The organism is Geobacillus sp. FSL W8-0026 (assembly GCF_037966255.1).
Lineage (GTDB): Bacteria > Bacillota > Bacilli > Bacillales > Anoxybacillaceae > Geobacillus > Geobacillus icigianus.
In genome coordinates this window covers 2,463,342-2,487,830 of record NZ_CP150194.1, presented here as the reverse complement: position 1 = coordinate 2,487,830, position 24,489 = coordinate 2,463,342, and the positions used below count along the sequence as shown (strand labels likewise).

Sequence of the window (24,489 nt, the reverse complement as noted above, 5' to 3'; positions counted from 1 at the left end):
CAAAGAAAGGGGCGTTTTGGGCCGCCCTCTTTTTTTTGCTTTCGCAAAACCGCTATAATGACAGTAAGAAAACTGTGCAGAAAGCGGGAGTTGCTGGGTGAAATGGATGTTCCTTTTTTTGCTCTTGTTCATCGGATTGTACTTTTTCACGCCGAGTCCGCCGCCCCCAAGCCCCCCGGGGCAGCCGGAAATCAATGGGCATATGTTGAAAGAACCGAAGGCGACAGCCGGCTTAGTGACATTGATCGGCCAGCCAGTACAGGCGGTGAACCAACAGCTCGGTCGGCCTGATCGCGTCGATCCATCCGCCTATGGATATGAATGGTGGGTGTACAGGCGTCATCTCGACTCCTATGTACAGGTCGGTGTTGCTCGCGGAAAAGTCGTCACCATCTTGGCCGGTGGGGAACGAGTGAACGTTGAGCCGTTTGCGGTCGGCCAGCGCCTGCAGACGATTTTTCAAACGATGCCGGTTCTATCCAATATTAAAATTCAGCTCCCGAGCGGAACGTATCGATTCGAACTGTCGGAGCAAGATTATTCGACAAGGCCGGTGGTGAAAGTCGGTGCCGTCTATGCCCAGCTGTACGTAGACCGCTTCACTGACCAAGTGGCGGCCGTGCGTTTAATGGACGCGGAAACGTTTGTCAAGTTGCGGCCGTACGAGCTCGTTTATCGCGGGCATCTACCTGATGTTCCTACCCTTTCGGAAGAACAGCAGCGGATGGTTGATGCCGGCAATGCGAAGCAAATTTTTGACTGGACGAATCTCTTTCGCCGCCGCCATCAGCTGTCTGTTCTCGCTTGGGATGACGACGCGGCGGCGGCCGCAGCGAAGCACAGCCGCGATATGCATGATCATCAGTTTTTTTCCCATAAATCGCCGCGGTACGGTGATTTATCGGAGCGGTTGCAGGCGCTTCACATTCCGTTTCGGGTGGCTGGAGAAAACATCGCCGCTCACCAAGTGGACGGCGTTGAGGTGGCCATCGGTTGGTTGAATAGCGAAAAACATCGGGAAATAATGATGAATCGGGAGTTTACGCATCTCGGCGTCGGCGTTTACGGCGATTATTACACGCAAAATTTCTTTACGCCGCGTTGAAAATTGGGCGCACCCTCGCCTGTGAGGCACGATATGATATGGCAGATAGGCAAGAGTGGAGGAAAGGGATGAGAGCGACCATGGCCAAGCCTTTGCACCCATCCGTTGAACAGTTTAAGCAGTTTGTAAAAAAACATCCGAAACTCATCCAAGAGGTGCGCAGCGGCAAAAAAACGTGGAAGCAAGTGTATGAGGACTGGTACTTGTTCGGCGAGGACGATGAGATATGGGAGCCTTACCGGGAAAGGGACGGCAAACGGCACGAAGGGGAAAAAGGGGCGAGCAAGTGGCTCGACAAGCTGGCTGCCATGCTTGGACAGATGGACGCCGCTGAAGTGCAGAAACATTTGGCGAACGTCCAGCAGGCGATTGGGGCCATTCAAAGCATTCTTTCCGAATTCCAAGGGGCCAGCCAGCAGCGCCCAAACAAAGATGAACATCCGTTTTCCTTTCGGAAGGATTGAAGGATGGTGGCGATGAGAAAAGACGTATGGCAATATGTGCAAGGACAGCCGATGTTGCGAGCATTTTTGCGTGAACAGCCGCGCTGGTACCGGATTCTTGCCCGCCGTCCGCATGAGCTGGCCGCGTTCCAGCTGGCGGCGTTGCGTCATTATGAATTGACGATCCCGGACAAGGTGAAAAAATTTTCCCAGTCGCTGCAAATGGCTTCGCTGATGTGGCAAGTGTTTAAAGCTATGCGCGACTAATGGCTTCTTCCGACTCACAGCCAACATAATGAGAAACAGGTTGGATGCCATACGCGACTAATTGGGCCGTCGGCGGCAAAGACTATGAGTCAGAAAGGGAGTGATATCTTTGCCGAAACGGCTCAAATCGTTGGCTGGAGCCATGCTGTTCGTTGTCTTCGCCTTCTGGGCGCTGGTGCCTGCTCATGCCGAACGGGCGGATGCGCCGCTGCACGTCAACCATGAGGTGAAAGGAAGCGACGTGTTCATCGAATGTTTCGCTCCCCGCTTTCCGTTTCGCCAAGGGAGCGGCGGCGGGCATGTCGATGTGTATGTCAATGGGCAAAAAGTAACCCAAGTGTATACAGCCGCCTTTGTTGTACGCGGCTTGCCGAGCGGAACCCATCATATTCGTCTGGAGTTTGTCTATAACGATGGGAGAACGGCCGGCGTGGGGCACGAATTTGACGTTTCGATTCCGTAGTAAGGATTGAAGAAACCGGCTGTTACGGTCGAGCGCCGGCTGAGCCGCTTCTGCCATGCGCGCATGATCACCTAGAAGGCCGGTGAAAAACCGTTGTCGCACACCAATCGGTGTCATGTTCATTCAAAAAAGAAAGCTGGTTCTGCAAAGTTTCTCTCATTGGGAAATGGATGGAATCAGCAGCATTTTGCACGAAATCACCAGCCTCCTAGTGAAAAGGGCGTTCCACAGCGCGGGACGCCCTTTTTCGTTTTCCCTCCTTCTCTTTCCTTTTCCTTTTCGTTTTATTCATGGTATGATGAACGTATGGAGGTGCCATGTTGGTGAGAATTGCGACTCTCGAGCGCATCGAGATTCTAGATAAAGCAGAAGGGTTAGCGAAAATGATTGTCGAGTCCGAACTGGCCGAGGAATACCGCCGCGCATTTTGGCGGTTGAAGCAGGACCGCCGCGCCCAAGAGCTGATTTCCCGATTTGTTCAGCTCAAAGAGCAGTATGAGGACGTGCAGCGCTTCGGCAAATACCACCCTGATTATCGCCCAATCATGAAAGCAGTGCGCGAAGCGAAACGGGAGCTGGATTTGCACGAAACCGTCGCCGCTTTTAAACAGGCGGAGAAGGCGCTGCAACAGCTGCTTGATGAAATCAGCGTGCTGATCGGCAAAGCGGTATCGGAGCATGTGAAAGTGCCGACCGGAAATCCGTACTTTTTGTCGGCAGGTTGTTCCGGCGGCTGCCGAAGCGGTGGAGGCTGCGGCTGCCGCACATAGAAAAAAGGGGAAGGGACTATGTTTCCACAACGGCAAGGCATTATTGTTTGGCTTCATTCGCTGAAACACGGAAAACAGCTGCGCAAGTTTGGTAACATTCATTACATCTCCAAGCGGCTGAAGTATGCCGTCTTATACTGCGACATGGAGCAAGCGGACTATGTCATGAAAAAGCTCGCCGCGCTTCCGTTTGTCAAACGGGTGGAGCCATCGTACCGCCCGTTTTTAAAGCTAGAATTCGAATCAAAAGGAGAGAAAGAGAAAGATTCCCCCTATCCGCTTGGCTGAACGAAAAGAGGGCACGTAACGCGCCCGGGTGGGGAAATCGCGGCGGAATGAGGACGAAAACGGTCGAAATGTTCGCTGACTTGCAAAATGAGGACGACAGCGGGAAAAGCCGCCGGTTTTCAATCACTTCGATTACAGGCGGTCGAATGCCAGTACGTATCGAAAAGAGGGAGTTCCGGCTTTTTTTGGGGAACTCCCTCCTCTTTTTTGCCATGGCCGATCGCGCTGCGGCGGGGGCGGAAAGCTTGTTTCCCCTCAAGCGCTGACGATGGAAAGAAACCGGCTGTTTGCCAGCACTATTTCTCCAATCAAAAAATTGGTCGCACCGGTGCTGCTCGCCACACGTTCACTGATCGAGCAAGCGGAACCGCTCGTTTTCGCTCTCGTTCGTTCCCGTTATTGAAGCGGGGGAATAAAGCGGTTTAGGCGCATGATGCCGATCAAATGTTGATAATACAAATCGCGTTCGGCAAACCATGTCGATGGCTTGACGTCGAGATGAATCACGTTCATACCGAGCGCTTGGGCCGTTTCGGCAAACAGCTCATACCGTTTGTTTGGCTTGACAGCCGGGTCGGGAATGCCTTCGCGGCAAATGTAAAGCGGCTGGAAGTCGCCGGGGTCGGTCGGATGCAGGACAACGGCCAAGGAAACGACGGCCCGTCCTTGTTTCACCGTATGGAAAGCGAAAAAGCCGGAGACGCGATGACGGTTCGCGCGCGCCAGCTCGATCAGTTCATATATATCGGAATACCCTTCACCAAGTTCAATGAATCGTTGGATCATTGCTTGTTCCCCCTTGCAACCATCGTCCATTCTTAACTTTACCGGCTCTTGGCCGCGATTGCAATAAAAAAAACCTTGCGGAACCGTTCCGCAAGGTCCTTTCCAGTTTCTTGCCTCCGCGCAGGGCGGAACAAGAAACGGAAAGAATAAAGAAAAGGGAGAGGAGAAACCGGAGGAAGAACTTATGGGGAAACGTAAGTCTTCTCCGTCACTGGCAACGATGATGTTGCCATTACTCATTATGGCCCGTTCGCTCGTTTCTATACATTCGCGGGCGAAAAAATTCTTCAGTTTGACGTTTCTCAACTTTATGGTAAGATTACAACGAATCGATTTTGCGTGCGATGAGATGGAAACGACCAAGAATGGGTGAAGGCGATGAGAGTCATTTCCGGAACGTGCAAAGGAAGGAAACTGCAAGCGGTTCCAGGAATGTCGACACGGCCGACGACAGATAAAGTGAAAGAGGCCATCTTTAACATCATCGGCCCGTATTTTTCCGGCGGCATCGGTCTCGATTTGTTCGCTGGCAGCGGCGGTTTGGGCATCGAGGCGCTCAGCCGCGGGCTCGATCGCGTCATTTTCGTTGATCACGATCGGAAAGCGGTGCAGACGGTGCGAAAAAACGTCGCGGCCTGCGGGCTTGAGAAGCAGGCGGAAATTTACTGCAACGATGCCGAGCGAGCGCTGAAGGCGGTGGCGAAACGCGGCCTCCGGTTTTCCGTCATTTTTCTCGACCCGCCGTATAAAGAGAACCAGTGGCCAGCGCTTCTGTCCGCGCTTGCCGGTTGCCGGTTGTTGGAGCCTGGCGGCGTCGTCGTTGCTGAGCATTCGGCAAAAGCGCGCTTGCCGGAAACAGCCGACGGCTTGGTGCAATGGAAGCAGGAAACATACGGCATCACCGGTGTGACGATTTACAGGTGGAAAGGAGACGAAACCGATGGCGAGCATTGCCGTTTGTCCAGGGAGTTTTGATCCGGTGACTTACGGACATTTGGATATTATTAAACGCGGGGCGAGAGTGTTTGACCAAGTGTACGTCGCGGTGCTGAACAACTCGGCGAAAAAGCCGCTGTTTACCGTTGAGGAGCGGATCGAACTGTTGCGCGCGGTGACGCAGTCGCTCCCAAACGTCCATGTCGAATCGTTTCATGGCTTGCTGATTGATTACGCCCGCAGCAAAAAAGCGAATGCCATCTTGCGCGGTTTGCGCGCGGTATCTGATTTTGAGTACGAAATGCAGATCACGTCCATGAACCGCGTTCTTGACGAAAACATTGAAACGTTTTTTATGATGACCAACAGCCAGTACGCGTTTTTAAGTTCCAGCATCGTCAAGGAAGTGGCCAAATACAACGGCGATATTTCCGAACTGGTGCCGCCGGTTGTCGAGCAGGCGCTCAAAAAGAAATTTGCTTCGCTGGCTGCCGACGGGCCATAGCGATGACGGCCAGCGATCACGTCCTAAATCAACACAGCTTGTTTTCTTGCCGACGGGCTATAGCGATGACGGCCAGCGATCACGTCCTAAATCAACACAGCTTGTTTTCTTGCCGACGGGCCATAGCGATGACGGCCAGCGATCACGCCCCCAATCAACACAGCCTGTTTTCTTGCCGACGGGCCACAGCGATGACGGACAACCCCGCCCCTCGCCCGGCCGGGCCGGCAGCGGGCGAGGGAGGCGGTCAAGAGCAGCGCGGGCGTCTCGCGGATTTAGGAACGGCGGGGCCGTTCGCTGGCCGCTTTGGCCGTCAGCCATATATACAGGCAAAGGAACAGCATGGTGATCAGCGGCCCGTATGGCATCAGCCCTAAGTGTTCCTCTGGACGAGCGGAGGCTAACATATGGAAAAACGCTGGAATGTGGCCCGACTCGCCAGTCGCTGTCTCGACATACAGCGGCTGCCAAAGCGCATATGTAAAGATAGCAGCAAAGAACCCGTGCAGCAGGCGGGCGACCAAAAACGGCTGAAAGCGAATGTTCGCTTCGGCTAAAATGCTCGCGACCTGCGCTTGAACGGAAAATCCGCCGAACGCGAGAATGAAGCTGACCGCCACCGCTTTTTCCAACAATGTCGCCCCGTCGGTTTCGCTGATCATCTGGCTGCCGAGCGTAATTTCAAACAGGCCGGAAAACACCGGAATATCGAGCTTTTCCGGCAGCTGGACGAGGTGAAGCAGACGGCGGACGAGCGGAGCGAGCTGCTCGGTGAAATGCATAACGTTCAACAGTTGATTGACAACGGAAAAGAGAATAATAAAACCGCCGATCATCAACAGCGTTTGCACAGACGAGCGCACCGCATCACCAAGCAGTTTGCCAAGCGGCTGTTCGTTTTTCACCCGCGTGCGGTGCAGCGTCCGCAAGGCATACGGCAGCGAGAACGGCCGGCGTCTGCTTTTTGGCTGCCCCCGCTCCTTTCGGATGCCGTGAAAACGCATGATCAGCCCGACGGTGATGTTTCCTAAGTAATGCGAGGCGGCCAGCACGAAGCCAAGCTGCGGGTTGTGGAAAAATCCGGCTGACACTGCGCCGAAAATGAACAGCGGATTCGATGAATTGGTAAACGAAGAGAGCCGCTCCGCCTCAATGGTGGACAGCTGCTTTTCTTGGTATAACCGCGCCGTCAGCTTGGCCCCCGATGGGTAACCGGACGCCATGCCCATCGCCCAAGCGAATCCGCCGACTCCCGGGACGCGGAACAGCGGGCGCATGAGCGGCTCCAGCAAGACGCCGAGAAAGTTGACGACGCCAAAGCTGATGAGCAGCTCTGAGACGATAAAAAACGGCAAAAGCGATGGAAACACGACTTCCCACCACATCGTGAGGCCGCGGATGGACGCCTCAAGCGACTGTTTCGGGTAGCTAATGAGCGCAAACGCGAACAAGGTGGCAGCGGAAGCGAGCAGCGCCGTTTTCCCTTTTGTTCCCCAGTTTCGTTTCAATGGTCTCCCCCCTTTTTTGCCGTGCAGCTTGGCGCGGTACAACCTCATATACCCTAATATACGAGCATAGGGGGACGTTTTAGACCATAAGATGGGAGCGGAGAATGCTGCGGCAGCAAAGGGGGGAGGAGGTATGCCGCCGAAAATAGGCGTAGCGCTTGGGTCAGGGGGAGCGCGCGGGTTTGCGCACCTTGGGGTTTTGAACGTGTTGGAAGATGAACAAATTCCGATTTCCTATCTGGCCGGCAGCAGCATCGGGGCGCTTGTCGCTGTGTTGTACGCGAGCGGCCACGGCCTTCATCGCCTTTATCGGCTCGCCCAATCGTTTCGGCGCAACGATTTTCTTGATTGGACAGTGCCGAAAATGGGGTTGATCGCCGGGGAACGAATTACGCAGTTCATTCGGTTGCTGACGAAAGGGAAGCGGCTTGAGGAGCTCTCGCCGCCTGTGGCGGTGGTCGCCACCGACTTGCGGACGGGGGAAAAGGTCGTGTTTCGGGAAGGGGAAGCGGCGCGTGCGGTGCGGGCGAGCATTTCGATCCCCGGCATTTTTGTGCCGGCGGAAATGAACGGTCGGCTGCTGGTCGATGGCGGCGTTGTCGACCGCGTGCCGGTGTCGGTCGTCCGCGCGATGGGCGCCGACCTTGTCATCGCCGTTGATGTCGCTCCGCTGAACACGAACGCCGAAATCACGTCGATCGCGGATGTGATTTGGCAAAGTTTAGATATTTTACAAGCGGAACTCGTCATCCATCGCCAGCTTGCCTCGGACGTGATGATTCGTCCGCGTGTTGAATCGTACAGTTCCCAAGCGTTTACGGACATCAAAGAAATCATCGCCCGCGGAGAAGAGGAAGCGCGCAAGCAAATCGCTGCGATCCGCCGAGCGATGGAACAGTGGAAGGAGCCATCGTCACGATGAAAAGACGAACGTATATCGTTGCTTTTGTTCTTGGCGTCGTCCTTACTTTTCTCCTCATTTTTATCAAATTGCCGTACTATGTGACGATGCCGGGAAGCGCGCAAAGTTTACGGCCGCTCGTGCACGTTGAGCACGGTGACCGCGATGCCGGCACGTTGATGTTGACGACGGTGCGGATGGGGCGGGCGAATGTGGCATCGTATTTGCTCGCCCATATCCGCCCGTTTTATGAGCTGTATCCGGCGGAGGAAATCAAGCAGGAAGGGGAGAGCGACAAAGACTATACGCTGCGCCAGCTTGAGCTCATGGAACAGGCGAAAGAAGCGGCGATCATCGTCGCCTATCGGCAGGCTGGGAAACCGGTGTCGTATCAACCGCGCGGCGCTTATGTCATGAGCGTTCTTTCCGATATGCCGGCCGCCGGGCGCTTGAAAACCGGCGACCTCATCGTTGCTTTGGACGGAAAACCGCTCGCCACATCGGAGCAAATGGTCAGCTATCTCCGCGGAAAGAAGGCGGGCGACCGCGTTCGTGTCGCGTTCATCCGCGGCGGGAAGCGGCGGGAAGCCGAGATTGCTTTACGGCCGTTTCCAGATCATCCCGATCAAGCCGGCCTTGGGGTGATGCCGGTGACCGAGTATGACATCCGTACCGATCCGCCCGTTCAGATCGATTCGGAACAAATCGGCGGCCCGTCGGCCGGGCTCATGTTTTCGTTGGAAATTTACAATCAGCTCGTTTCCGAAGACATCACGAAAGGTCATAAAATCGCCGGCACCGGAACGATCGATCTGAACGGAAACGTCGGCCCGATCGGCGGTGTTTCGCAAAAAGTGGTGGCCGCTGACCGCGAAGGGGCTGAAGTGTTTTTCGCGCCCAACGAACATGGGGCACCGGCATCCAATTACCGCGAGGCGCTGCGGACGGCGAAGCAAATCGGGACGAAAATGAAAATCGTCCCGGTCGATACGTTTGATGATGCGATTCGTTATTTGCGCTCCATGCCGGAAAAATAAATGGGCGCTGTGGCGTATTCTTCCCGAAAAGCACGGCTCGCAAGCGGCTCGGGAAAAGCGGCGGCGTACGCGGCCGCCGCTCGTTTTTCCTGCTCGTAAAGCGGATCGCCGTTGAGCTTCGCGGCTTTGGCAACGAGCGGCAGCGCCAGCTGTTTTTTCACCTGCTGCAAGTAGCGGCGACCGGTTTCGCTCATGCCTAGCAGCCGAATGTACGTCGGGTCGGCCGCCTCGCTTTGCGCTTCTTTGGTGAAGTGGGTCAGCACATGGGTGCACAGACGCTGCAACCTTGTCCACGTGTAGCGCTTCGTTTTCACCGCAGCGATGAAAGCGGCAAACGTTTCCGCCGCGGCGATGCGCTGTTTCAGCCGATGTTCAATTCCTTCTTCGACTCCGGCGATGCGGCGCAAGTCGGCTTCTGTGGCCGTCAGCAGCCGGTATTTTAACAGCGGAAAGTACATTTCCCAATCATGCAAGCGGCCGTACGTCTCTTGATATTGGCGAAGCTGGTCGAGCGCGGCGGCCGGTACGTACGCAGCGACCGCTTCGAGCTGCCCGGTTTGCCGCAAAATTTTTCGCACGCTAGTGGCGCTGGCGATCGACGGGTGGGAAACCGATTCATCATGGTAGCCGGCCGCGCGCCTTGGGATCGTGTGAGGCGTCATCGGCAATGCGTGTTGCCGGATGGCTTTCACGTAGGCAAAGCCAAGCACGTTGTTCGGCTTCGATAAATCGAGCGGAGCGGCGCCAAGCGCTTGCCACGCCGCGGCCGCGGCTCTCGGAAAGCTTTGTCCGCGCGCCAGCTCGGCGCGGACGAGGGAATCGAATGGCTCCTGCTGCTCGCTCCATGTGTCGGCCGCCGATAAAAACGCGGCAATGTCCCCGGATTCGCTGCCGAAGCAAAGTTCCCGGCAGCCGATGGCGGCGAGCAGTCGAACGGCGCCTGAGGCGAACCGTTCCGCCGCTTGGACAGCGAAGGCGTACGGCAGCTCAATGACGATATCGATGCCGGAAGCGAGCGCCATTTTCGTCCGCGCCCATTTGGAGACGATGGCCGGTTCGCCTCGCTGCAGGAAATTTCCGCTCATGACCGCGATCAAGCAATCCGCGTTCGTTTTTCGTCTCGTTTCTTGCAAATGGTGAAGATGACCGTTATGAAAGGGGTTGTATTCCACAATCACGCCAACGGCTTTCACGGTTTTCGCTCCTTTTCGTCAAGGCGATAGTTTCTTTCGCGAACATGAAACAAATGCGAGCCATCTGTATTCATTTGTCCCCTTTTTTCTGTCGCGAACATAAAACAAATGCGAGGCCGGACGTGTCCGGTCAGACCGCATCATGGGGTTCCATGCATTTAGTATAAAGCATGCAAGCGACTTCCAACGCCCGTCCTCCCCTTTCGCAAGAGGCGCTCCATGCATTTAGTATGAAGCATGCAAGGGCATCGGTTCAACGGTTTTGTCCTTTTGCCTCCGTGGAAAAACAGCCGTTTTTTCGCCGGGCTTTTAGGGCGCATGGGGAGGGCGCCGTTTGGAAATGATGGAACTATGCGCCTCTGATTGGCGGGCGTCAAGAAAGAGGAGGGAAGCGTCCCGGTTCCGCCGCCGATGTTCGTTGACGAACGAAAAGGGCAGGATGGTCAAGAGGTGTCGAGCGGAGAGAGTTCGCGTCCGCTGTTGCCTTCGCCATCGGCTTTCAACACCGATGGTTGTAAAGAAAAAACATTGACAAAAATAGAAACGAAACGTATAATTTTATTCGTTGCCTTGAGGTGATAGTTGATGAAATGGACGGTCCAACAACTTCGCCGTTTCCAACATAAGGAAATGGTGGTTGATGAGACGATCGATGTGTCTGATTTGAAACAAATCGACACATTGATTCGCGACATTTCGCCGGTGCGCGTCCAAGGGAAAGCGGATGTTGCTTCGACAAAGTTTACGTTTCATTTGACGCTGTCCGGGACGATGGTGCTGCCGTGCTCGCGGACGCTTGTTGATGTCCATTATCCGTTTTCCATTGAGACGACGGAGACGTTTTTTGCCGAGGGTGCCGGTTTGGCGGAAACGGATGACGATACCCATGTGTTGACCGGAGATACGGTGGACTTACATCCGATTATCCGTGAACTCATTTTACTGGAAATCCCATTGCAGCTCATCGCCGACAGCCCGGCGGCTGATGGAGCGCCGCAGCACGGAGAGGGCTGGGATGTCCTCACAGAGGACGAATGGGAGAAAGTCGTGCAAGAGCGCGAGGCGAACAAAGTGGATCCCCGCTTGGCGGGGCTGGCGAAATTTTTTGAGGAAAAACGGGAGAAATGATTAGGAGCGGCCTTGCCGGCTGAAGGCGCCGGAAGCGAGCGCTTCGGTCCGGCAGCTGCCTTGTTTGCCGGCAGGCGGTGTCCGGAAAGGGCGGCCGCCCGCTGGCATCGATATGCTGAATGCGCTCGACAAGGAGGTGGGAACGATGGCAGTACCTTTTCGAAGAACATCGAAAACGAGAAAACGGCTGCGCCGTACACACTTCAAGCTGCAAGTGCCGGGCATGGTGCAATGCCCAAACTGCGGTGAGTGGAAATTGGCGCACCGCGTCTGCAAAGCATGCGGAACGTACAAAGGAAGAGATGTCGTTAACAAATAATGGCCGACATCTGACGACAAGAGGGTGTCCCAAAAGTGTTCGCATAGCGTTCGCTTTTCGGACACCCTCCTTTTTTTCGCAAAAAAAAATAAGAAAACCGTTCCTCTTTTGGTATAATAAAGTCACCATAACCCTACCAAGAAAGGACGGTTTTCTTATGTACATTTATTATAACCGAGATCAACTCATTTTGCCAATGGATCTTGAAATTTTCATTCCGGAACATCATCTTTGCCGGATCGTGGATCTGGCAGTGGAAAAAATGGATCCGGCTCTGCTCGTTTCCCTCTATCCTGGTGGAGGCCGCCCAGCCTATCATCCGAAAATGATGTTGAAAGTCATCCTGTATGCCTACGCCAATCGGATCTACTCCTCTCGCCAAATCGCCAAGCAGTTGAAAGAAAACATTTACTTTATGTGGCTCTCCGGCCATCAAACACCGGATTTCCGCACGATCAACCGATTTCGCTCGGAACGGATGAAGGACGTCATTTACGAAACGTTTTTCTCCATTGTTGATCTTCTGCGTCAAGAAGGGCTCGTCAAACTAGAGGATTACTTTCTGGATGGAACGAAAATCGAGGCCAATGCCAACAAATACACGTTCGTTTGGCGCAAATCAACGGAAAAGTACGATCAGAAGCTGGAGGAGAAATTCCGGCAAATCGTTGCCTCGATCGAACAGGTGGCGAAAGAAGATGAAGAGGCGGAACAAGAAGGGGATTTTCAAGAAAAACTGGAAGCTTCACCGATTACGTCCGAAAAGATCGAAGCCGTCATCGAACAAGTGGAAGAACGCCTAAAGAAAGAGCCGAAGAATCGCACGTTAAAGAAAGCAAAACGGCAATTGGAGCAAGATCTTCTCCCCCGTAAGAAGAAGTATGAAGAATACAAAGAAGTGTTGGGCGAACGGAACAGCTTTTCGAAAACGGATCCGGATGCGACATTCATGCGAATGAAAGACGACCATATGAAAAACGGCCAGCTCAAACCGGGATATAATGTGCAGATTGGGACAGAGAACCAATTCATCACTGGATTTAGCGTGCATCAACGGGCGGGGGATGCCGGATGTTTCATTCCGCATTTGGAGCAATTGGCCGCCTATGGACGCCCAATGCCCAAACGGGCCATTGCGGATTCCGCCTATGGGAGTGAGGAGAACTACACGTACTGCGAGAAAAAGAAGATCGTCGCCCTGATCAAGTACAACACGCTGGACCGGGAACAAACGAAAGCGTGGGCGAAAGAGACCGGCCGAATCGAGAACATGACGTATGATGAGGAGCTGGATGAGTGGATTTGCGCCAAAGGGGAACGGTTGGTGTTTGTGTATGAACGGAAGGAAACGACCGACAATGGGTACGTTACCGTCAAACGGACGTATCGTTGTACGGCATGTGCCGGATGCCCGTTTCAAACGGCATGCGCCAAAGGCAAAGACACGAAAACCATCCGCGTTTCTTTGAAGAATCAACAACAACGGCAGGAGATTCGGGAACGGCTGTCCACGGAAGAAGGGGCGGCGACATATCGAAGACGGCAAATCGAAAACGAGCCGGTGTTTGGGCAAATCAAGCATAACCAGCAATTCCAGCGCTTTTTGTTAAGGGGGCTCCCAAAAATTACCGTGGAATGGGGGCTTATTTGTGCTGCCCACAATTTGAGAAAGTGGGCGGCCACTGTCCACCCAATAAAAAGAAAAAGGGAGAACATACGGGGATAAGAAGAAGCAGATCCTTTGAGAAAGTAAAAAATAGACAAATAATGTAAAAACAAAAGCAGGAGGCTGTCCTCAAAAGGTCGTTTTACCGACCTTTTGGGACAGCCTCTTTTTTTATTTCCGCCAAGCAGGAAATCGGTCGATGGCTGCCCAATTCATCAAGCGAAAAGGAAGAAAAGCAGCGAGGGATGCAAGCGAAAGGAGAGAAGCACCGATGGAAGCGAAAATGGAATATGAGGCTGGCGTTGGCCTGTTTACGATTTGCCGGCCGGAAAAGCGCAATGCCATCAACTTTGCGGTGATGGAGGCGTTGGAAGAAGCGATGAAACGGGCGGCGGCCGATGAACACGTCAAAGTGTTCGCCATAACGGGCGCCGGCGGCGAGGCGTTTTGCTCCGGCGGCGATTTACACGAGTTTGGGCATTTGCGTGGCGCGGAAGCAAAACAAATGCTTACGCGCATGGGGGAGCTGCTGTACAAGTTGTTGACGTTTCCGAAACCGACGGTCGCCCTCGTCAACGGAACGGCGATCGGCGGCGGCTGCGAGCTGGCGACCGCTTGCGATATCCGTTTGGTCAAGGAAGGGAGCCGGATTGGATTTGTGCAAGGGCGGCTTGGCATCACTACCGGCTGGGGAGGGGCGTCGATGTTGTTCGCCAAGCTTCCGTACGGACAGGCGCTCGATGTATTGCTGCGCGCGGAGCTGATGACGGCTGAGGAGATGAAAGCGCGCGGTTGGACAGATGCCATTGTGCCGGCCGAGTCGTGGCGCGAACAATGGCGTCAGCGGCTCGCGGTCTACACGGAGCGGCCGCTTGCTGTTTTACAGGCGTACAAAGCGACGGCTAACGAAAAATGGCGAACGGCTTGGTTTCGTGAGCAGTTTTTCGCCGAGATCGACCGCTGTGCCGAACTGTGGGGATCTCGCGAACATGAACAGGCGCTGCGCGCTTTTTTGCACAAGAAGTAATTTTTCCTTCTACCGTTTCTAGCAGCCGCATACATATAATGACAAAGCGGTGATCAGGGGGAGGGGGAAGGAGATGACAGGCATCCGCCAAGACGCATGGACAAAGGAAGAAGATGAGCTGTTGGCCAAGGTCGTTCTTCAGTATATTCGCGAAGGCAACACCCAGCTGGAAGCGTTTGCTGAAGTGGGACGACGTTTGTCGCGGACGGCGGCGGCGTGCGGATTTCGGTGGAACTCGTGCGTCCGCAAGCAGTATAAAGAGGATATTGAACTAGCGAAGCAAGAGCGGAAAAGGCGAAAAAAAGAGGTGGCGGCGATCAAGGAAAGCGGGGGATGGGCGAAGGTGGAAGCGGAAGGGAAACAGCACTTGTCATGGCCGGACGTGCTGGCGTTTTTGCAGGCGGAGGAACAAAAGGCGCGCGAGGCCCGGCGGGCAGCGGACGAAAATCGGGCGCTGAAAAATGATATGGAGCAGCTCCAGCAAATGGTAACCAAGCTGCAAATGGAGAAAGAGGCGCTCGAAAAACAGTTGGCCGCTGTTCAAGAAGAGTATAAGACGTTGCTGGCGATTATGGAACGGGCGCGTCAAATGGTGGCCGATCATGAGAAGCCGGGGCCGAACGAGGCGGATGGCGCCGGTGAAAGCTGAAAAGCTGGCTGTTAGCCGGCTTTTTTTTCTTAACGGAACCAACAGATGTTTGCTACAATAAGGCTAACGTCATATGCCAAGAAAGCGGGGGAGAGGAAGCTTGAAAATCGGGATTGTCGGCGGTGGAGCGGTCGGTCTGCTGCTCGCGGCTTACCTTGGACGCCACCATGAAGTGACGATATACACAAGACGCTTGGCGCAGGCCAAACAGTTGGCTGAGCAAGGAGTGGCGCTCGAAAAAGACGGGGAAACGACAACGGTGGCGGTCAGGGCGCGGCCGTTTGCCGACGCGGAGCTGAACGAGCCGCTCGTGTTCGTAGCGGTCAAACAGTATGACCTTGATGCCATCTGGGCACGAGTCGACGCGTTTCGCCGCGTGCGCACCCTCGTGTTCGTGCAAAACGGCATGGGCCATCTTGATTCGCTTCCGTTGTTGGCCGGCCAAACGATTCTGGCTGGCGTCGTTGAACACGGGGCGTGGAAACGGGATGATCGCACAGTCGTACATACAGGCGTCGGCAAGTTGACGTTGGCAGTCCGCTTCGGCTCGATTGGCGATGTTCGCGAACTTCAGAGCGATGATCCTCATTTTCCGATCGAGTGGGCCGATGATTGGAAGCGCATGCTTGTCGACAAGCTTGTCGTCAATGCGGTTATCAACCCGCTCACGGCGCTTTTGCAAGTGAACAACGGTGCGCTCCTGGAGGTGGCTCCGTATCGCGAAATGATGGTGCAGCTGTTTGATGAAGTGCGGCAGGCGCTGGCGCTTGCCGATGAGCAGCGGGCGTGGGAACGCATCGTTCACATCTGCCGAAAAACGGCGGACAACTATTCGTCGATGTATATGGATTTGGCGCATGGACGTCGAACGGAAATTGACGCCATTTTAGGCTATGTGCTTCAACAAGGTGAAGCGCGCGGGGTGGCGCTGCCGCTTATTCGCTTTTTGTTTTGCGCCATCAAAGGGAAGGAAGGGAGGGAGGAGGATGGATGAGTGGCTTGCTTCAGCGTTGGCAACGTTTATTACCGCGCCGCTTTTGTTGTTTTTGCTCGTCTACGTTGGCGCGCGCCTGTTTGGCCGGCGCAAGCGGTCATCGTTTTACGCCGCCGTCAACGCGGCAACGGTGTTTTTCATCGCCGCTGTTTATTTTTTGCTGGCGGTCGTGTTTCATCGGTCGTACCTCGTTCCCCTTCTTCTCTTTTTGTTCGTTTTGCATGGATTGATCGCGCTCGGCTATTGGCGGAAACAAGGGGACTTCCGCCTGCGCGCGGTGTTTCGCTTATTTTGGCGGGCGAGCTTTCTTATTTTTGCCTCTCTTTACGCGGGGCTAATGGTTTATGGCATTGTCGTGCGCATTGCGGCCAGCCTTTAAAAGAGGAAGGGGCGGCGCGCAGCTCGATCCGGATCTCCGGTGGCCGGCTAGCGAAGAGGCGGTTTCCGTCGTTCAGCGGGTTGGTGAAAAACTAGAATGGCGACGCAGGCGGATATAGACGTCTCTTTCCGTCTTCTAGGAGGGCGGTGAAAAACGACTGCCACGAGCAAATCAGCGGCATCTCGCCAAAAAAGAAGGCTGATTTCGCTAAGTTTTTCTAACTGAGAAACAGATGGAATAGCACTATTTTGTACTAAATCACCGCCCCTCTAGGAGGGCGGTGAAAAACGGTCGTTTCTCTTGAGCAATGGGGAAACGTTTGAAAGGCGCTCTTGACGCGACAAGGCTTATCTGTTTGAGAAACGGGCTTGATCAGCGGCTTGCTCCCTTAAATCACCAGCCTTCTAGTGGATTGGTGAAAAACCGCTGTTTGCCCTGATTGGCGATGGAACGGGTGAACGTCGCTGTTTCCCCCGATCGATCAGGAGATGCGCGATATCCGAACGGCTGAGCATGGCTTTTTTCTCTTGGCGCCAAACGTGCTATACTCAGGAAAGAATACATAGAAAGGGAGTTTTGGGCCATGGAAGTTCGCGATATTTCGCTGCCGGCAGCGACGAAGTTGGCCGCTGATTACATAACAGGTGCGTTTCCAGCTGAGCGGGGATTCGCCTATGCGCGGGTGGACGATGAGGCGTTCCGCCGGCGGTTGTCTTATTTGCAAGAAAAAACGTATGCTCGACGCCCGCTCGCCGATTATTTGCGCGCCTACCATCGCCGGCTTGGGGCGGGAGCCAAGACGATGGGCAACATTGAACGATTGAGCGACGAGCGGAGCGTTGTCGTCGTCGGCGGGCAGCAAGCCGGGCTGTTGACCGGTCCGCTTTATACGATTTATAAAATCATCACGATCATCCGTTTGGCCAAAGAGCAAGAGGAAAAACTAGGTGTGCCGGTCGTCCCGCTGTTTTGGATCGCCGGCGAAGACCACGATATCGCCGAGATCAATCACGTTTACGTGGTGGAAGGGGGAGAAGTGAAAAAAGCCGTTTATCCGCACAAGGTCAATGATAGGCGGATGGCGGCCGATCTCCCGCTTGATCGGCGGCTGGCCGAAGAGTGGGTGGAGCGCGTCGTCAAAACGTACGGGGAAACAGACGTCACGAATGAACTGCTCTCCTTCCTTTTTTTCTGTCTCGATGGGGCGGCTACGTTTGTCGACTTTTTTGCCGCCATCGTGCTGCGTTTGTTCGCCGATGAGGGACTGGTCGTTTTGAACGCCGGCGATGCCGCCGTGCGTCCGCTCGAACGCCGTTTTTTCGCCGAGCTTATCAACCGTCACCGGGACGTAACGTCCGCTGTGTTGGCTCAGCAAGAAGCGCTGCGCACGCTCGGGTATGCGCCGCTCATTGAAATAGGGCCTGATGCGGCCAATTTGTTTTATTACGACGGCCATGAGCGCTCGCTGTTGCACTACGATGAACAAACCGGACGGTTTCGCACTAAAGCGGGGAATGTCGTCTGGACGAAGGAAGAGCTGCTCGTGCTCGCTGAAACGAAGCCGGCCTGTTTCAGCAACAACGTCGTCACCCGCCCGCTAATGCAAGAATATTTGTTGCCGACGCTCGCGTTTGTCGCCGGGCCCGGCGAGATCGCTTATTGGGCGGAATTGAAGGAGGCGTTTCCGCTGTTCGGGATGGAAATGCCGCCGGTTGTGCCCCGGCTGCAAGCGACGATCGTCAGCCGTTCGCTGCAAACGGACTTGGCCGATCTCGGCTTGGAAGCGGCTGACGTATTGCGCGGGCAGCTTGATGTGGTGAAGCAACAGTGGTTGAAACGAACGGCGGAAGCCCCGCTTTCGAGCGCGTTTGCCAAAGCGAAAGCGGAAGTGGAGGCGGCGCATCGGCCGTTGCGGGAGCTCGGGATGGCCATTGATCGCGGATTGGAGGGATTGATGGCGAAAAATGCTGCCATCATCCAGGCGCAAATCGAGTTTCTTCAACAGGCGCTAGAGCGGGCGCTTTTGCGTAAACACGAAACCCAATGGCGGAAATTTTGGCGCGTGGAAACCGCGCTTCGGCCGCACGGCGCGCCGCAGGAGCGGATTTGGAACGTGTTTTACTATGTGAACCGTTACGGATTTGATTTTGTAGAAAAACTTTTGTCCATTCCTGCTCCGGAAAACGGAATGCATAAAATTGTATATATATAAGGCTTTTTCAAAGAAAAAGTCGAAAAGAAAAATCCTGTTTCAAGCAGGATTTTTTTTTTGTAAAAGGAATTGTAAAAAAACAACGTTTGTGTTTTGGAAATAAAAGTAAAGTCTGTCAGAACGGATAGCGCACTGCTCGTTTCCCCATCCGACAAAAAGAAACAAAAAGGGACGGTTTTTTACAAAAAAAGCTAAAATTTTGCTTCTGTTTGCGATATAATAAGGGAGCGGCCCTTGGTGACGCCAAGGAGCCGGCAAGCAGCAAAGGTGGTGGACATGTGTTTCGACATACAACAGTGTTGCTAAAAGAGGCGGTGGATGGGCTGAACGTTCGCCCGGACGGCGTTTATGTCGATTGTACGTTGGGCGGCGGCGGCCATAGCGAATATTTGCTCTCTCTTCTTTCAGAACGCGGCAAACTGTTTGCGTTTGACCAAGACGAAGCCGCCATTGCTCATGCGCGGAAACGGCTGGCCCGCTACGGCGAGCGAGTGCAGTTCGTGCACCGCAATTTCCGATTTTTGCGGGAAGAGCTTTCAGCGTTTGGCGTTCACTGTGTTGACGGCGTCCTTTTTGATTTAGGGGTTTCTTCGCCGCAGCTCGACGAACCGGAGCGCGGCTTCAGCTATCAGCATGATGCGCCGCTGGATATGCGGATGGATCGTACGCAGTCGCTGACGGCGGCGGAAATTGTCAATCGTTGGCCATATGAGGAACTCGTGCGCATTTTTTTTCGCTACGGCGAGGAAAAGTTTTCAAAGCAAGTGGCGCGCAAAATTGAAGAGGTGCGCCGCCAAAAGCCGATTGAAACAACCGGTGAACTCGTCGAGGTGATCAAGGCGGCCATCCCAGCACCGGCGCGCCGCAGCGGCGGGCATCCCGCCAAGCGCATTTTCCAGGCGCTTCGCATCGCGGTCAACGATGAACTCGAAGCGTTTCGCGAGGCGCTCGAGCAGGCGATTGAATTGCTAGCGCCGGGCGGCCGCGTGAGCGTCATTACGTTTCATTCCCTTGAAGACCGCATTTGCAAAGAAACGTTCAAAAAGGCGAGCGAGCGTCCGCCGCTTCCCCCGGGGCTTCCGGTTCTTCCCGAGGAAGGGCGGCCCGTGCTGAAAATCATTACGAAAAAGCCGATCGTTCCTTCGGAAAACGAGTTGGAGCAAAACCATCGCGCCCGCTCGGCCAAGCTTCGCATCGCTGAAAAACGATGACCGATGCAAAGGCGCAGCGCCCAGTAGGGCAACGGCCGGCAAGGGCAAAAGAAGGGACATCACATCGAACGGCCATGACCGCATGGCGGTTGGCCATACCGAACAAAACGAGTGGAGAAACAGGAGGGGAACAATGGTGAACGATGCAGCTGTCAAAGTCGTGCGTGAACAAGGACGTCCGGCCGCGTCGCCGAGCCGGGCGCCGCGGCGGAAGCGGCGCTTTCGCCTGTCGCTTGCTGAAAAGCTGTTGTTTGTTTCGTTTTGCTTGTTTGTCGTTTATGTGGCTGTTCACATCGTGGCCAACCAAGTGCGCCTTTATGAGCTGAACCGGCATGTCCAGCAGCTTGAAGCGACGATTGGCGAGCAGAAAAAAGCGAACAACGACTTGTACGTCGAGGTGCAGCGGCTGAGCGCGTACGAGCGCATTTTGCAAAAGGCGAAAGAGCTCGGTTTGTCGCTTGACGAAAACCGCGTGAAAGTTGTGCAGGAATGATGGCCGATGGAAACAAAGAAGCATCGCAACACCCATCGGGGGGCATGGCTGTTGTTTTGCCTGTTCGGCTTGGCTTTCTCGCTCTTGTTTGCCCGCTTTATCCAGCTCGGATGGACCGGAAAAGCGGAAGGGCACCCGGTGGCGGAAATCGCCGAACAGCAGCGCAAGCAAACGCGGACGCTTGAGGCGAAGCGCGGCACGATTTTCGACCACAACGGCGGCATTTTGGCCCAAGACGTGCCTTCCTACACGCTTGTCGCGGTGTTGGATCCGAACATGACGACCGACCCGAACCATCCGCGCCATGTCGTTGATCCGGAAAAAACGGCGAAAAAGCTCGCTCCATTGCTCGGCATGGACGTCGAAAAGGTGAAGCGCATTTTAACGAAAAAGGCGAAGCAGGTAGAGTTCGGATCGTATGGCCGCAACATCAGCTTTGAGCTGAAGCGGAAAATTGAAGCGCTCGACCTGCCGGGCATCGCTTTCATCCGCGATACGACCCGGTTTTATCCGAACGGCACGTTCGCTTCGTATGTGGTCGGCTACGCGCAAAAAAACGAGCATAACGACACGGTCGGCCAAATGGGCATCGAAAAACAGCTTGACCGCTATTTGCGGGAAAAAGACGGCTATGTATCTTTCGACGGCGATGCGAACGGGTTTCGCCTTCCGGGGGGAAAGGAGCATATCGTCAAGCCGAACAACGGCGCGAATGTGTATTTAACGATCGATGAAAAAATTCAAACGTTTTTGGAAGACGCTATGAACGGCGTTGAAAAACAATATAGGCCGAAAAAGATGATCGCCATTGTCGCCGATCCGAAAACGGGGAAAATTTTGGCTATGGCGACTCGCCCGAGCTTTGATCCTAACAAGCGCAACATCACCAACTTTTTCAATGACGCCATCTCCTATCCGTACGAACCGGGCTCGACGATGAAAGTGTTCACGCTCGCCGCAGCGATTAACGAAGGGGTGTACAACGGCAATGAAACGTTTCATTCAGGTTCTTATCGAGTCGGGCCGAATATCGTTCGTGACCATAACGATGTCGGTTGGGGAACGATTACGTTCAATGAAGGAGTGCAGCGTTCCTCGAACGTCGCTTTCTCGATTTTGGTGAAAGAGAAGCTGGGAGAAGACCGGTTTTTGCAATACTTGCACCGCTTCCATTTCGATCAGAAAACCGGCATTGACTTGCCGAACGAGGCAGTCGGACAAATTCGCTACCGCTATCCGATCGAACGGATCACGACGGGATTCGGCCAAGGGACATCGGTGACGCCGATTCAGCAAATCCAGGCGGCAACAGCGATCGCGAACGACGGGAAAATGATGAAGCCGTACGTCATTGAAAAAGTCGTCGATCCGGACAGCGGCAAAGTCCTCCTTGATCATGAGCCGACGGTGGTCGGCGAACCGATCACGGCGGAAACGGCGCGAAAAGTGCGGGACATTTTAGAGACGGTCGTCACGTCGGAACACGGCACCGGCCGTCCTTATCAAATCGAAGGCTACCGCGTCGCCGGCAAAACCGGGACGGCGCAAATTCCGTCCGCCGCCGGCGGCTATTTGACCGGACGGGAAAACTACATTTTTTCCTTTTTAGGCATGGCGCCGGCCGATGACCCGAAGCTGCTCATGTATGTCGCCGTTCAACAGCCGCACCTCGATGTGACCGAAACCGGGGCGGCGCCGGTGTCGCAAATTTTTACAACGGTGATGAAAAGCAGCCTGCAATATTTGCACATTCAACCGGTCGAAGAGAAGCGCACCGAAGAAAAGGCGGCGCAGCGGCCGCTCGATTCCTTCATCGGCCAGCCGGCGGAACTGGCCGCCAAACAGGTGAAAGAAAGCGGCTATGTCCCGGTCGTGATCGGTCGCGGCCGCTCCGTTGAAGACCAGCTGCCACAAGCCGGCGAGGACGTGCTCGTGGGCGAGCGAGTTGTGCTCAAGACGGATGGGACCGCCGCGATGCCGGATTTGCGCGGCTTTTCGCTTCGCGACGCCATGAAAGTGGCCCGCGTTCTCGGATTGCGGCCGAGCACCAAAGGAAGCGGCTACGTCATCAGCCAAAGTATTCGCCCGGGGGCGGAAGTGCGCAAAGGAGATTACTTGATCGTCGAGCTCGCTCCGCCGCGCCAGTGGGAGGAAGCGGCGGCGAGAAAGGCGAAGGAGGCAGCGGAACGAAAAGACGACGGCCCGCATGAATGATTTTTTGCCGTTCTACAACGGGGCGTACAAGCATATAGTGGAACGAGCCCACGATAAAGGAGGTTCCGCCATATGCGCGTATCGTACGTGACCGTGCGCAAGCGGTTGACGATCGTCTTTTTGACCGGAATTTTGATTTTTGCGATTATCGATCTTCGTCTTGGCTACGTCCAATTTTGGCTCGGCGATCTGTTAGCGGAACGGGCGAAAGGGCTGTGGGGCAGGAACATTCCGTTTGAGCCGAAGCGCGGCGAAATTTTGGATCGCAATGGCGTCCCGTTGGCGACCAACATGAGCGCGCCGACGGTGTACGTCATTCCCCGACAAGTGAAAAACCCAGCGCAGGCAGCGGAAAAATTGGCGCAGGCATTGGGGGGCTCCGTCGAATCGATCTATAAACAAATCACGCAACCAACATCGATCGTCCGTCTCAAAGAAGGGCGGAAAATTTCCAATGAAAAGGCGGCGGATGTGCGCGCTCTCGATCTCGACGGCGTGTATATTGCCGAAGACACGAAGCGCTATTACCCGTTTGGCAGCTATTTGTCACATGTGCTCGGCTTCACCGGCATCGACAATCAAGGGCTCACCGGGCTTGAGCTGTATTATGATAAGGAGCTGAGCGGCGAGCGTGGATCGGTGCAGTTTTACTCCGATGCCAAAGGCCGGCGCATGCCCGACATGGCGGATGATTATACGCCGCCGACCGACGGCTTGAATTTGGTGTTGACGATCGATTCGCGCATTCAGACGATCGTCGAACGGGAGCTCGACATTGCGGAGGCGAAATACAATCCCGATGGCATCATTGCTATTGCCATGAACCCGAACACCGGCGAAGTTTTGGCGATGGCGAGCCGCCCGACTTTCGACCCGTCCAACTACCGCAACGTTCCGCCGGAAATTTACAACCGCAACTTGCCGATTTGGAGTACATATGAACCGGGATCCACGTTCAAAATCATTACGCTGGCCGCGGCGCTGGAAGAGCACAAAGTGAACTTGCTGAAAGACCATTTCTTTGATCCGGGGTATGCGAAAGTCGCCGGCGCTACGCTCCGTTGTTGGAAAAAAGGCGGCCACGGAGAGCAGACGTTTTTGGAAGTCGTGCAAAATTCGTGCAACCCAGGATTTGTCGAGTTGGGGGAACGGTTAGGGAAAGAGACGTTGTTTAAGTATATTAAGCAATTCGGGTTTGGCGAGAAAACCGGCATTGATTTGCAAGGGGAAGGAACGGGCATTTTATTTGATTTAAAACGAGTCGGGCCGGTGGAGCTGGCGACGACGGCGTTCGGCCAAGGGGTGTCGGTGACGCCGATTCAGCAGGTGGCCGCTGTATCGGCGGCGATCAACGGCGGCATTTTGTACACGCCATACGTCGCCAAGCAATGGGTTGACCCGGAGACGGGGGAAATCGTGCGCCGCAATACCCCGAAGGCAAAACGGCGCGTCATTTCCGAGGAAACATCCAAACAAGTCCGGTACGCGCTTGAGAGCGTCGTCGCGCAAGGAACAGGGAAAAAGGCGTATGTCGAAGGCTACCGCGTCGGCGGGAAAACCGGAACGGCGCAGAAGGCGCAAGGCGGCCGCTATTTGCAAAACAATCATATCGTATCGTTCATCGGCTTTGCTCCGGCGGACGATCCGCAGCTCGTCGTCTACGTGGCGGTTGACAATCCGAAAGGGACCGTTCAGTTTGGCGGCACGGTGGCGGCGCCGATCGTAGGGAAAATCATGGAAGATAGCTTGCGCACGATCGGAGTGAAGCCGCGTCCGGATCAATTGGAAAAAGAGCGTGATTGGAACGAGCCGAAAGTGATTGAAGTGCCGAACTTGATCGGGTTGACAAAAAAAGATTTGCAAGAACAGCTTTTTGACTTAAAATTAGATGTTAGTGGCGAAGGGGATGTCGTGGTCGAACAATCTCCAGAGCCGGGAGCGAGAGTAAAAGAAGGCTCGACCATCCGCATTTATTTCGCAAAAGAACGGTAAAGG

The 24,489-nt window shown here is 54.7% G+C and carries 26 protein-coding genes; 23 read left to right on the top strand and 3 right to left on the bottom strand.

What is annotated here, in order from left to right:
* The first annotated feature begins 97 nt into the window (after window positions 1-97).
* The 6 genes from NST29_RS12435 to NST29_RS12410 all read left to right on the top strand — a co-directional run bounded on the left by NST29_RS12435 (window position 98) and on the right by NST29_RS12410 (window position 3,336).
* Complete coding sequence (locus NST29_RS12435) at window positions 98-1,105, top strand: CAP domain-containing protein (protein WP_033022161.1); 1,008 nt, start codon at window positions 98-100, stop codon at window positions 1,103-1,105.
* 80 nt (window positions 1,106-1,185) lie between these two features.
* Window positions 1,186-1,569 carry a YlbD family protein gene (locus tag NST29_RS12430; protein ID WP_033022163.1) on the top strand — a complete coding sequence of 128 codons (384 nt, stop codon included), beginning with the start codon at window positions 1,186-1,188 and terminating at the stop codon, window positions 1,567-1,569.
* Window positions 1,570-1,581: 12 nt separating this feature from the next.
* The gene (locus NST29_RS12425; RefSeq protein ID WP_033022311.1) at window positions 1,582-1,815 is read left to right on the top strand and encodes a YlbE-like family protein; all 234 of its coding nucleotides are present in this window, start codon (window positions 1,582-1,584) and stop codon (window positions 1,813-1,815) included.
* Window positions 1,816-1,924: 109 nt separating this feature from the next.
* Complete coding sequence (locus NST29_RS12420; RefSeq protein ID WP_235207633.1) at window positions 1,925-2,278, top strand: hypothetical protein; 354 nt, start codon at window positions 1,925-1,927, stop codon at window positions 2,276-2,278.
* A 323-nt stretch (window positions 2,279-2,601) separates the two neighbouring features.
* The gene (locus tag NST29_RS12415) at window positions 2,602-3,048 is read left to right on the top strand and encodes a YlbF family regulator (protein ID WP_033022313.1); all 447 of its coding nucleotides are present in this window, start codon (window positions 2,602-2,604) and stop codon (window positions 3,046-3,048) included.
* Between the two features lie 18 nt (window positions 3,049-3,066).
* Window positions 3,067-3,336, top strand: coding sequence for a YlbG family protein (locus NST29_RS12410; protein WP_033022165.1), 270 nt, complete (start codon window positions 3,067-3,069; stop codon window positions 3,334-3,336).
* A gap of 396 nt (window positions 3,337-3,732) precedes the next feature.
* On the opposite strand, the gene NST29_RS12405 is transcribed toward NST29_RS12410, so the two are convergent.
* Window positions 3,733-4,122 carry a hypothetical protein gene (locus tag NST29_RS12405; protein ID WP_033022170.1) on the bottom strand — a complete coding sequence of 130 codons (390 nt, stop codon included), beginning with the start codon at window positions 4,120-4,122 and terminating at the stop codon, window positions 3,733-3,735.
* 184 nt (window positions 4,123-4,306) lie between these two features.
* Here NST29_RS12405 and NST29_RS12400 point away from each other — a divergent pair, with 184 nt between their 5' ends.
* From NST29_RS12400 to coaD, 3 genes are read left to right on the top strand one after another with little or no spacing between them, the layout of a single operon-like run.
* Entirely contained in the window at window positions 4,307-4,495 is a 189-nt protein-coding gene (locus NST29_RS12400; protein ID WP_033022173.1) for a hypothetical protein, read from the top strand.
* 5 nt (window positions 4,496-4,500) lie between these two features.
* Window positions 4,501-5,097: a 16S rRNA (guanine(966)-N(2))-methyltransferase RsmD gene (rsmD, locus tag NST29_RS12395; RefSeq protein WP_033022174.1), complete on the top strand. Its 597-nt coding sequence runs from the start codon at window positions 4,501-4,503 to the stop codon at window positions 5,095-5,097.
* Window positions 5,063-5,563, top strand: a complete 501-nt coding sequence (gene coaD / locus NST29_RS12390; RefSeq protein WP_033022175.1) for a pantetheine-phosphate adenylyltransferase — start codon at window positions 5,063-5,065, stop codon at window positions 5,561-5,563. Before rsmD ends, coaD begins: the two co-directional genes overlap by 35 nt.
* Before the next feature lie 275 nt (window positions 5,564-5,838).
* Here coaD and ylbJ read toward each other — a convergent pair whose 3' ends face one another.
* The gene (gene ylbJ, locus NST29_RS12385) at window positions 5,839-7,071 is read right to left on the bottom strand and encodes a sporulation integral membrane protein YlbJ (RefSeq protein WP_033022176.1); all 1,233 of its coding nucleotides are present in this window, start codon (window positions 7,069-7,071) and stop codon (window positions 5,839-5,841) included.
* A 133-nt stretch (window positions 7,072-7,204) separates the two neighbouring features.
* On the opposite strand from ylbJ, the gene NST29_RS12380 reads away from it, so the two are divergent.
* Both NST29_RS12380 and NST29_RS12375 read left to right on the top strand, forming a co-directional pair.
* Window positions 7,205-7,993, top strand: coding sequence for a patatin-like phospholipase family protein (locus NST29_RS12380; RefSeq protein WP_033022181.1), 789 nt, complete (start codon window positions 7,205-7,207; stop codon window positions 7,991-7,993).
* The gene (locus NST29_RS12375; RefSeq protein ID WP_033022183.1) at window positions 7,990-9,009 is read left to right on the top strand and encodes a SepM family pheromone-processing serine protease; all 1,020 of its coding nucleotides are present in this window, start codon (window positions 7,990-7,992) and stop codon (window positions 9,007-9,009) included. Before NST29_RS12380 ends, NST29_RS12375 begins: the two co-directional genes overlap by 4 nt.
* On the opposite strand, the gene NST29_RS12370 is transcribed toward NST29_RS12375, so the two are convergent.
* Entirely contained in the window at window positions 8,982-10,202 is a 1,221-nt protein-coding gene (locus NST29_RS12370) for a nucleotidyltransferase (RefSeq protein WP_033022185.1), read from the bottom strand. The genes NST29_RS12375 and NST29_RS12370 overlap by 28 nt on opposite strands.
* Before the next feature lie 585 nt (window positions 10,203-10,787).
* Between NST29_RS12370 and NST29_RS12365 the strand changes: the two genes are divergently transcribed.
* From NST29_RS12365 to NST29_RS12310, 12 genes are all read left to right on the top strand, one after another.
* Entirely contained in the window at window positions 10,788-11,330 is a 543-nt protein-coding gene (locus tag NST29_RS12365; protein WP_033022186.1) for a YceD family protein, read from the top strand.
* A gap of 145 nt (window positions 11,331-11,475) precedes the next feature.
* Window positions 11,476-11,649: a 50S ribosomal protein L32 gene (rpmF, locus tag NST29_RS12360; protein ID WP_011230605.1), complete on the top strand. Its 174-nt coding sequence runs from the start codon at window positions 11,476-11,478 to the stop codon at window positions 11,647-11,649.
* A 157-nt stretch (window positions 11,650-11,806) separates the two neighbouring features.
* Window positions 11,807-13,375 (top strand): IS1182 family transposase, encoded by a 1,569-nt coding sequence (locus NST29_RS12355; RefSeq protein WP_033018017.1) that lies wholly within the window; start codon window positions 11,807-11,809, stop codon window positions 13,373-13,375.
* A gap of 211 nt (window positions 13,376-13,586) precedes the next feature.
* Window positions 13,587-14,342 carry an enoyl-CoA hydratase/isomerase family protein gene (locus tag NST29_RS12350; protein ID WP_339232997.1) on the top strand — a complete coding sequence of 252 codons (756 nt, stop codon included), beginning with the start codon at window positions 13,587-13,589 and terminating at the stop codon, window positions 14,340-14,342.
* A gap of 73 nt (window positions 14,343-14,415) precedes the next feature.
* Entirely contained in the window at window positions 14,416-14,991 is a 576-nt protein-coding gene (locus NST29_RS12345; RefSeq protein ID WP_033022192.1) for an RsfA family transcriptional regulator, read from the top strand.
* A 100-nt stretch (window positions 14,992-15,091) separates the two neighbouring features.
* Complete coding sequence (locus NST29_RS12340; protein WP_033022193.1) at window positions 15,092-15,985, top strand: 2-dehydropantoate 2-reductase; 894 nt, start codon at window positions 15,092-15,094, stop codon at window positions 15,983-15,985.
* A complete protein-coding gene (locus NST29_RS12335; protein ID WP_033022194.1) occupies window positions 15,978-16,364 on the top strand; it encodes a DUF3397 domain-containing protein in 387 nt (128 codons plus the stop codon). The genes NST29_RS12340 and NST29_RS12335 overlap by 8 nt, the downstream gene beginning before the upstream one ends.
* Window positions 16,365-16,947: 583 nt before the next feature.
* Window positions 16,948-18,576, top strand: coding sequence for a bacillithiol biosynthesis cysteine-adding enzyme BshC (gene bshC / locus NST29_RS12330; protein WP_033022195.1), 1,629 nt, complete (start codon window positions 16,948-16,950; stop codon window positions 18,574-18,576).
* Window positions 18,577-18,854: 278 nt separating this feature from the next.
* Window positions 18,855-19,787 (top strand): 16S rRNA (cytosine(1402)-N(4))-methyltransferase RsmH, encoded by a 933-nt coding sequence (rsmH, locus tag NST29_RS12325; protein ID WP_033022197.1) that lies wholly within the window; start codon window positions 18,855-18,857, stop codon window positions 19,785-19,787.
* 136 nt (window positions 19,788-19,923) lie between these two features.
* Window positions 19,924-20,280, top strand: coding sequence for a cell division protein FtsL (gene ftsL / locus NST29_RS12320; RefSeq protein ID WP_033022319.1), 357 nt, complete (start codon window positions 19,924-19,926; stop codon window positions 20,278-20,280).
* Between the two features lie 6 nt (window positions 20,281-20,286).
* Window positions 20,287-22,494 (top strand): penicillin-binding protein, encoded by a 2,208-nt coding sequence (locus tag NST29_RS12315; protein ID WP_033022199.1) that lies wholly within the window; start codon window positions 20,287-20,289, stop codon window positions 22,492-22,494.
* A gap of 72 nt (window positions 22,495-22,566) precedes the next feature.
* A complete protein-coding gene (locus NST29_RS12310) occupies window positions 22,567-24,486 on the top strand; it encodes a stage V sporulation protein D (protein ID WP_033022201.1) in 1,920 nt (639 codons plus the stop codon).
* Window positions 24,487-24,489 lie beyond the last annotated feature (3 nt).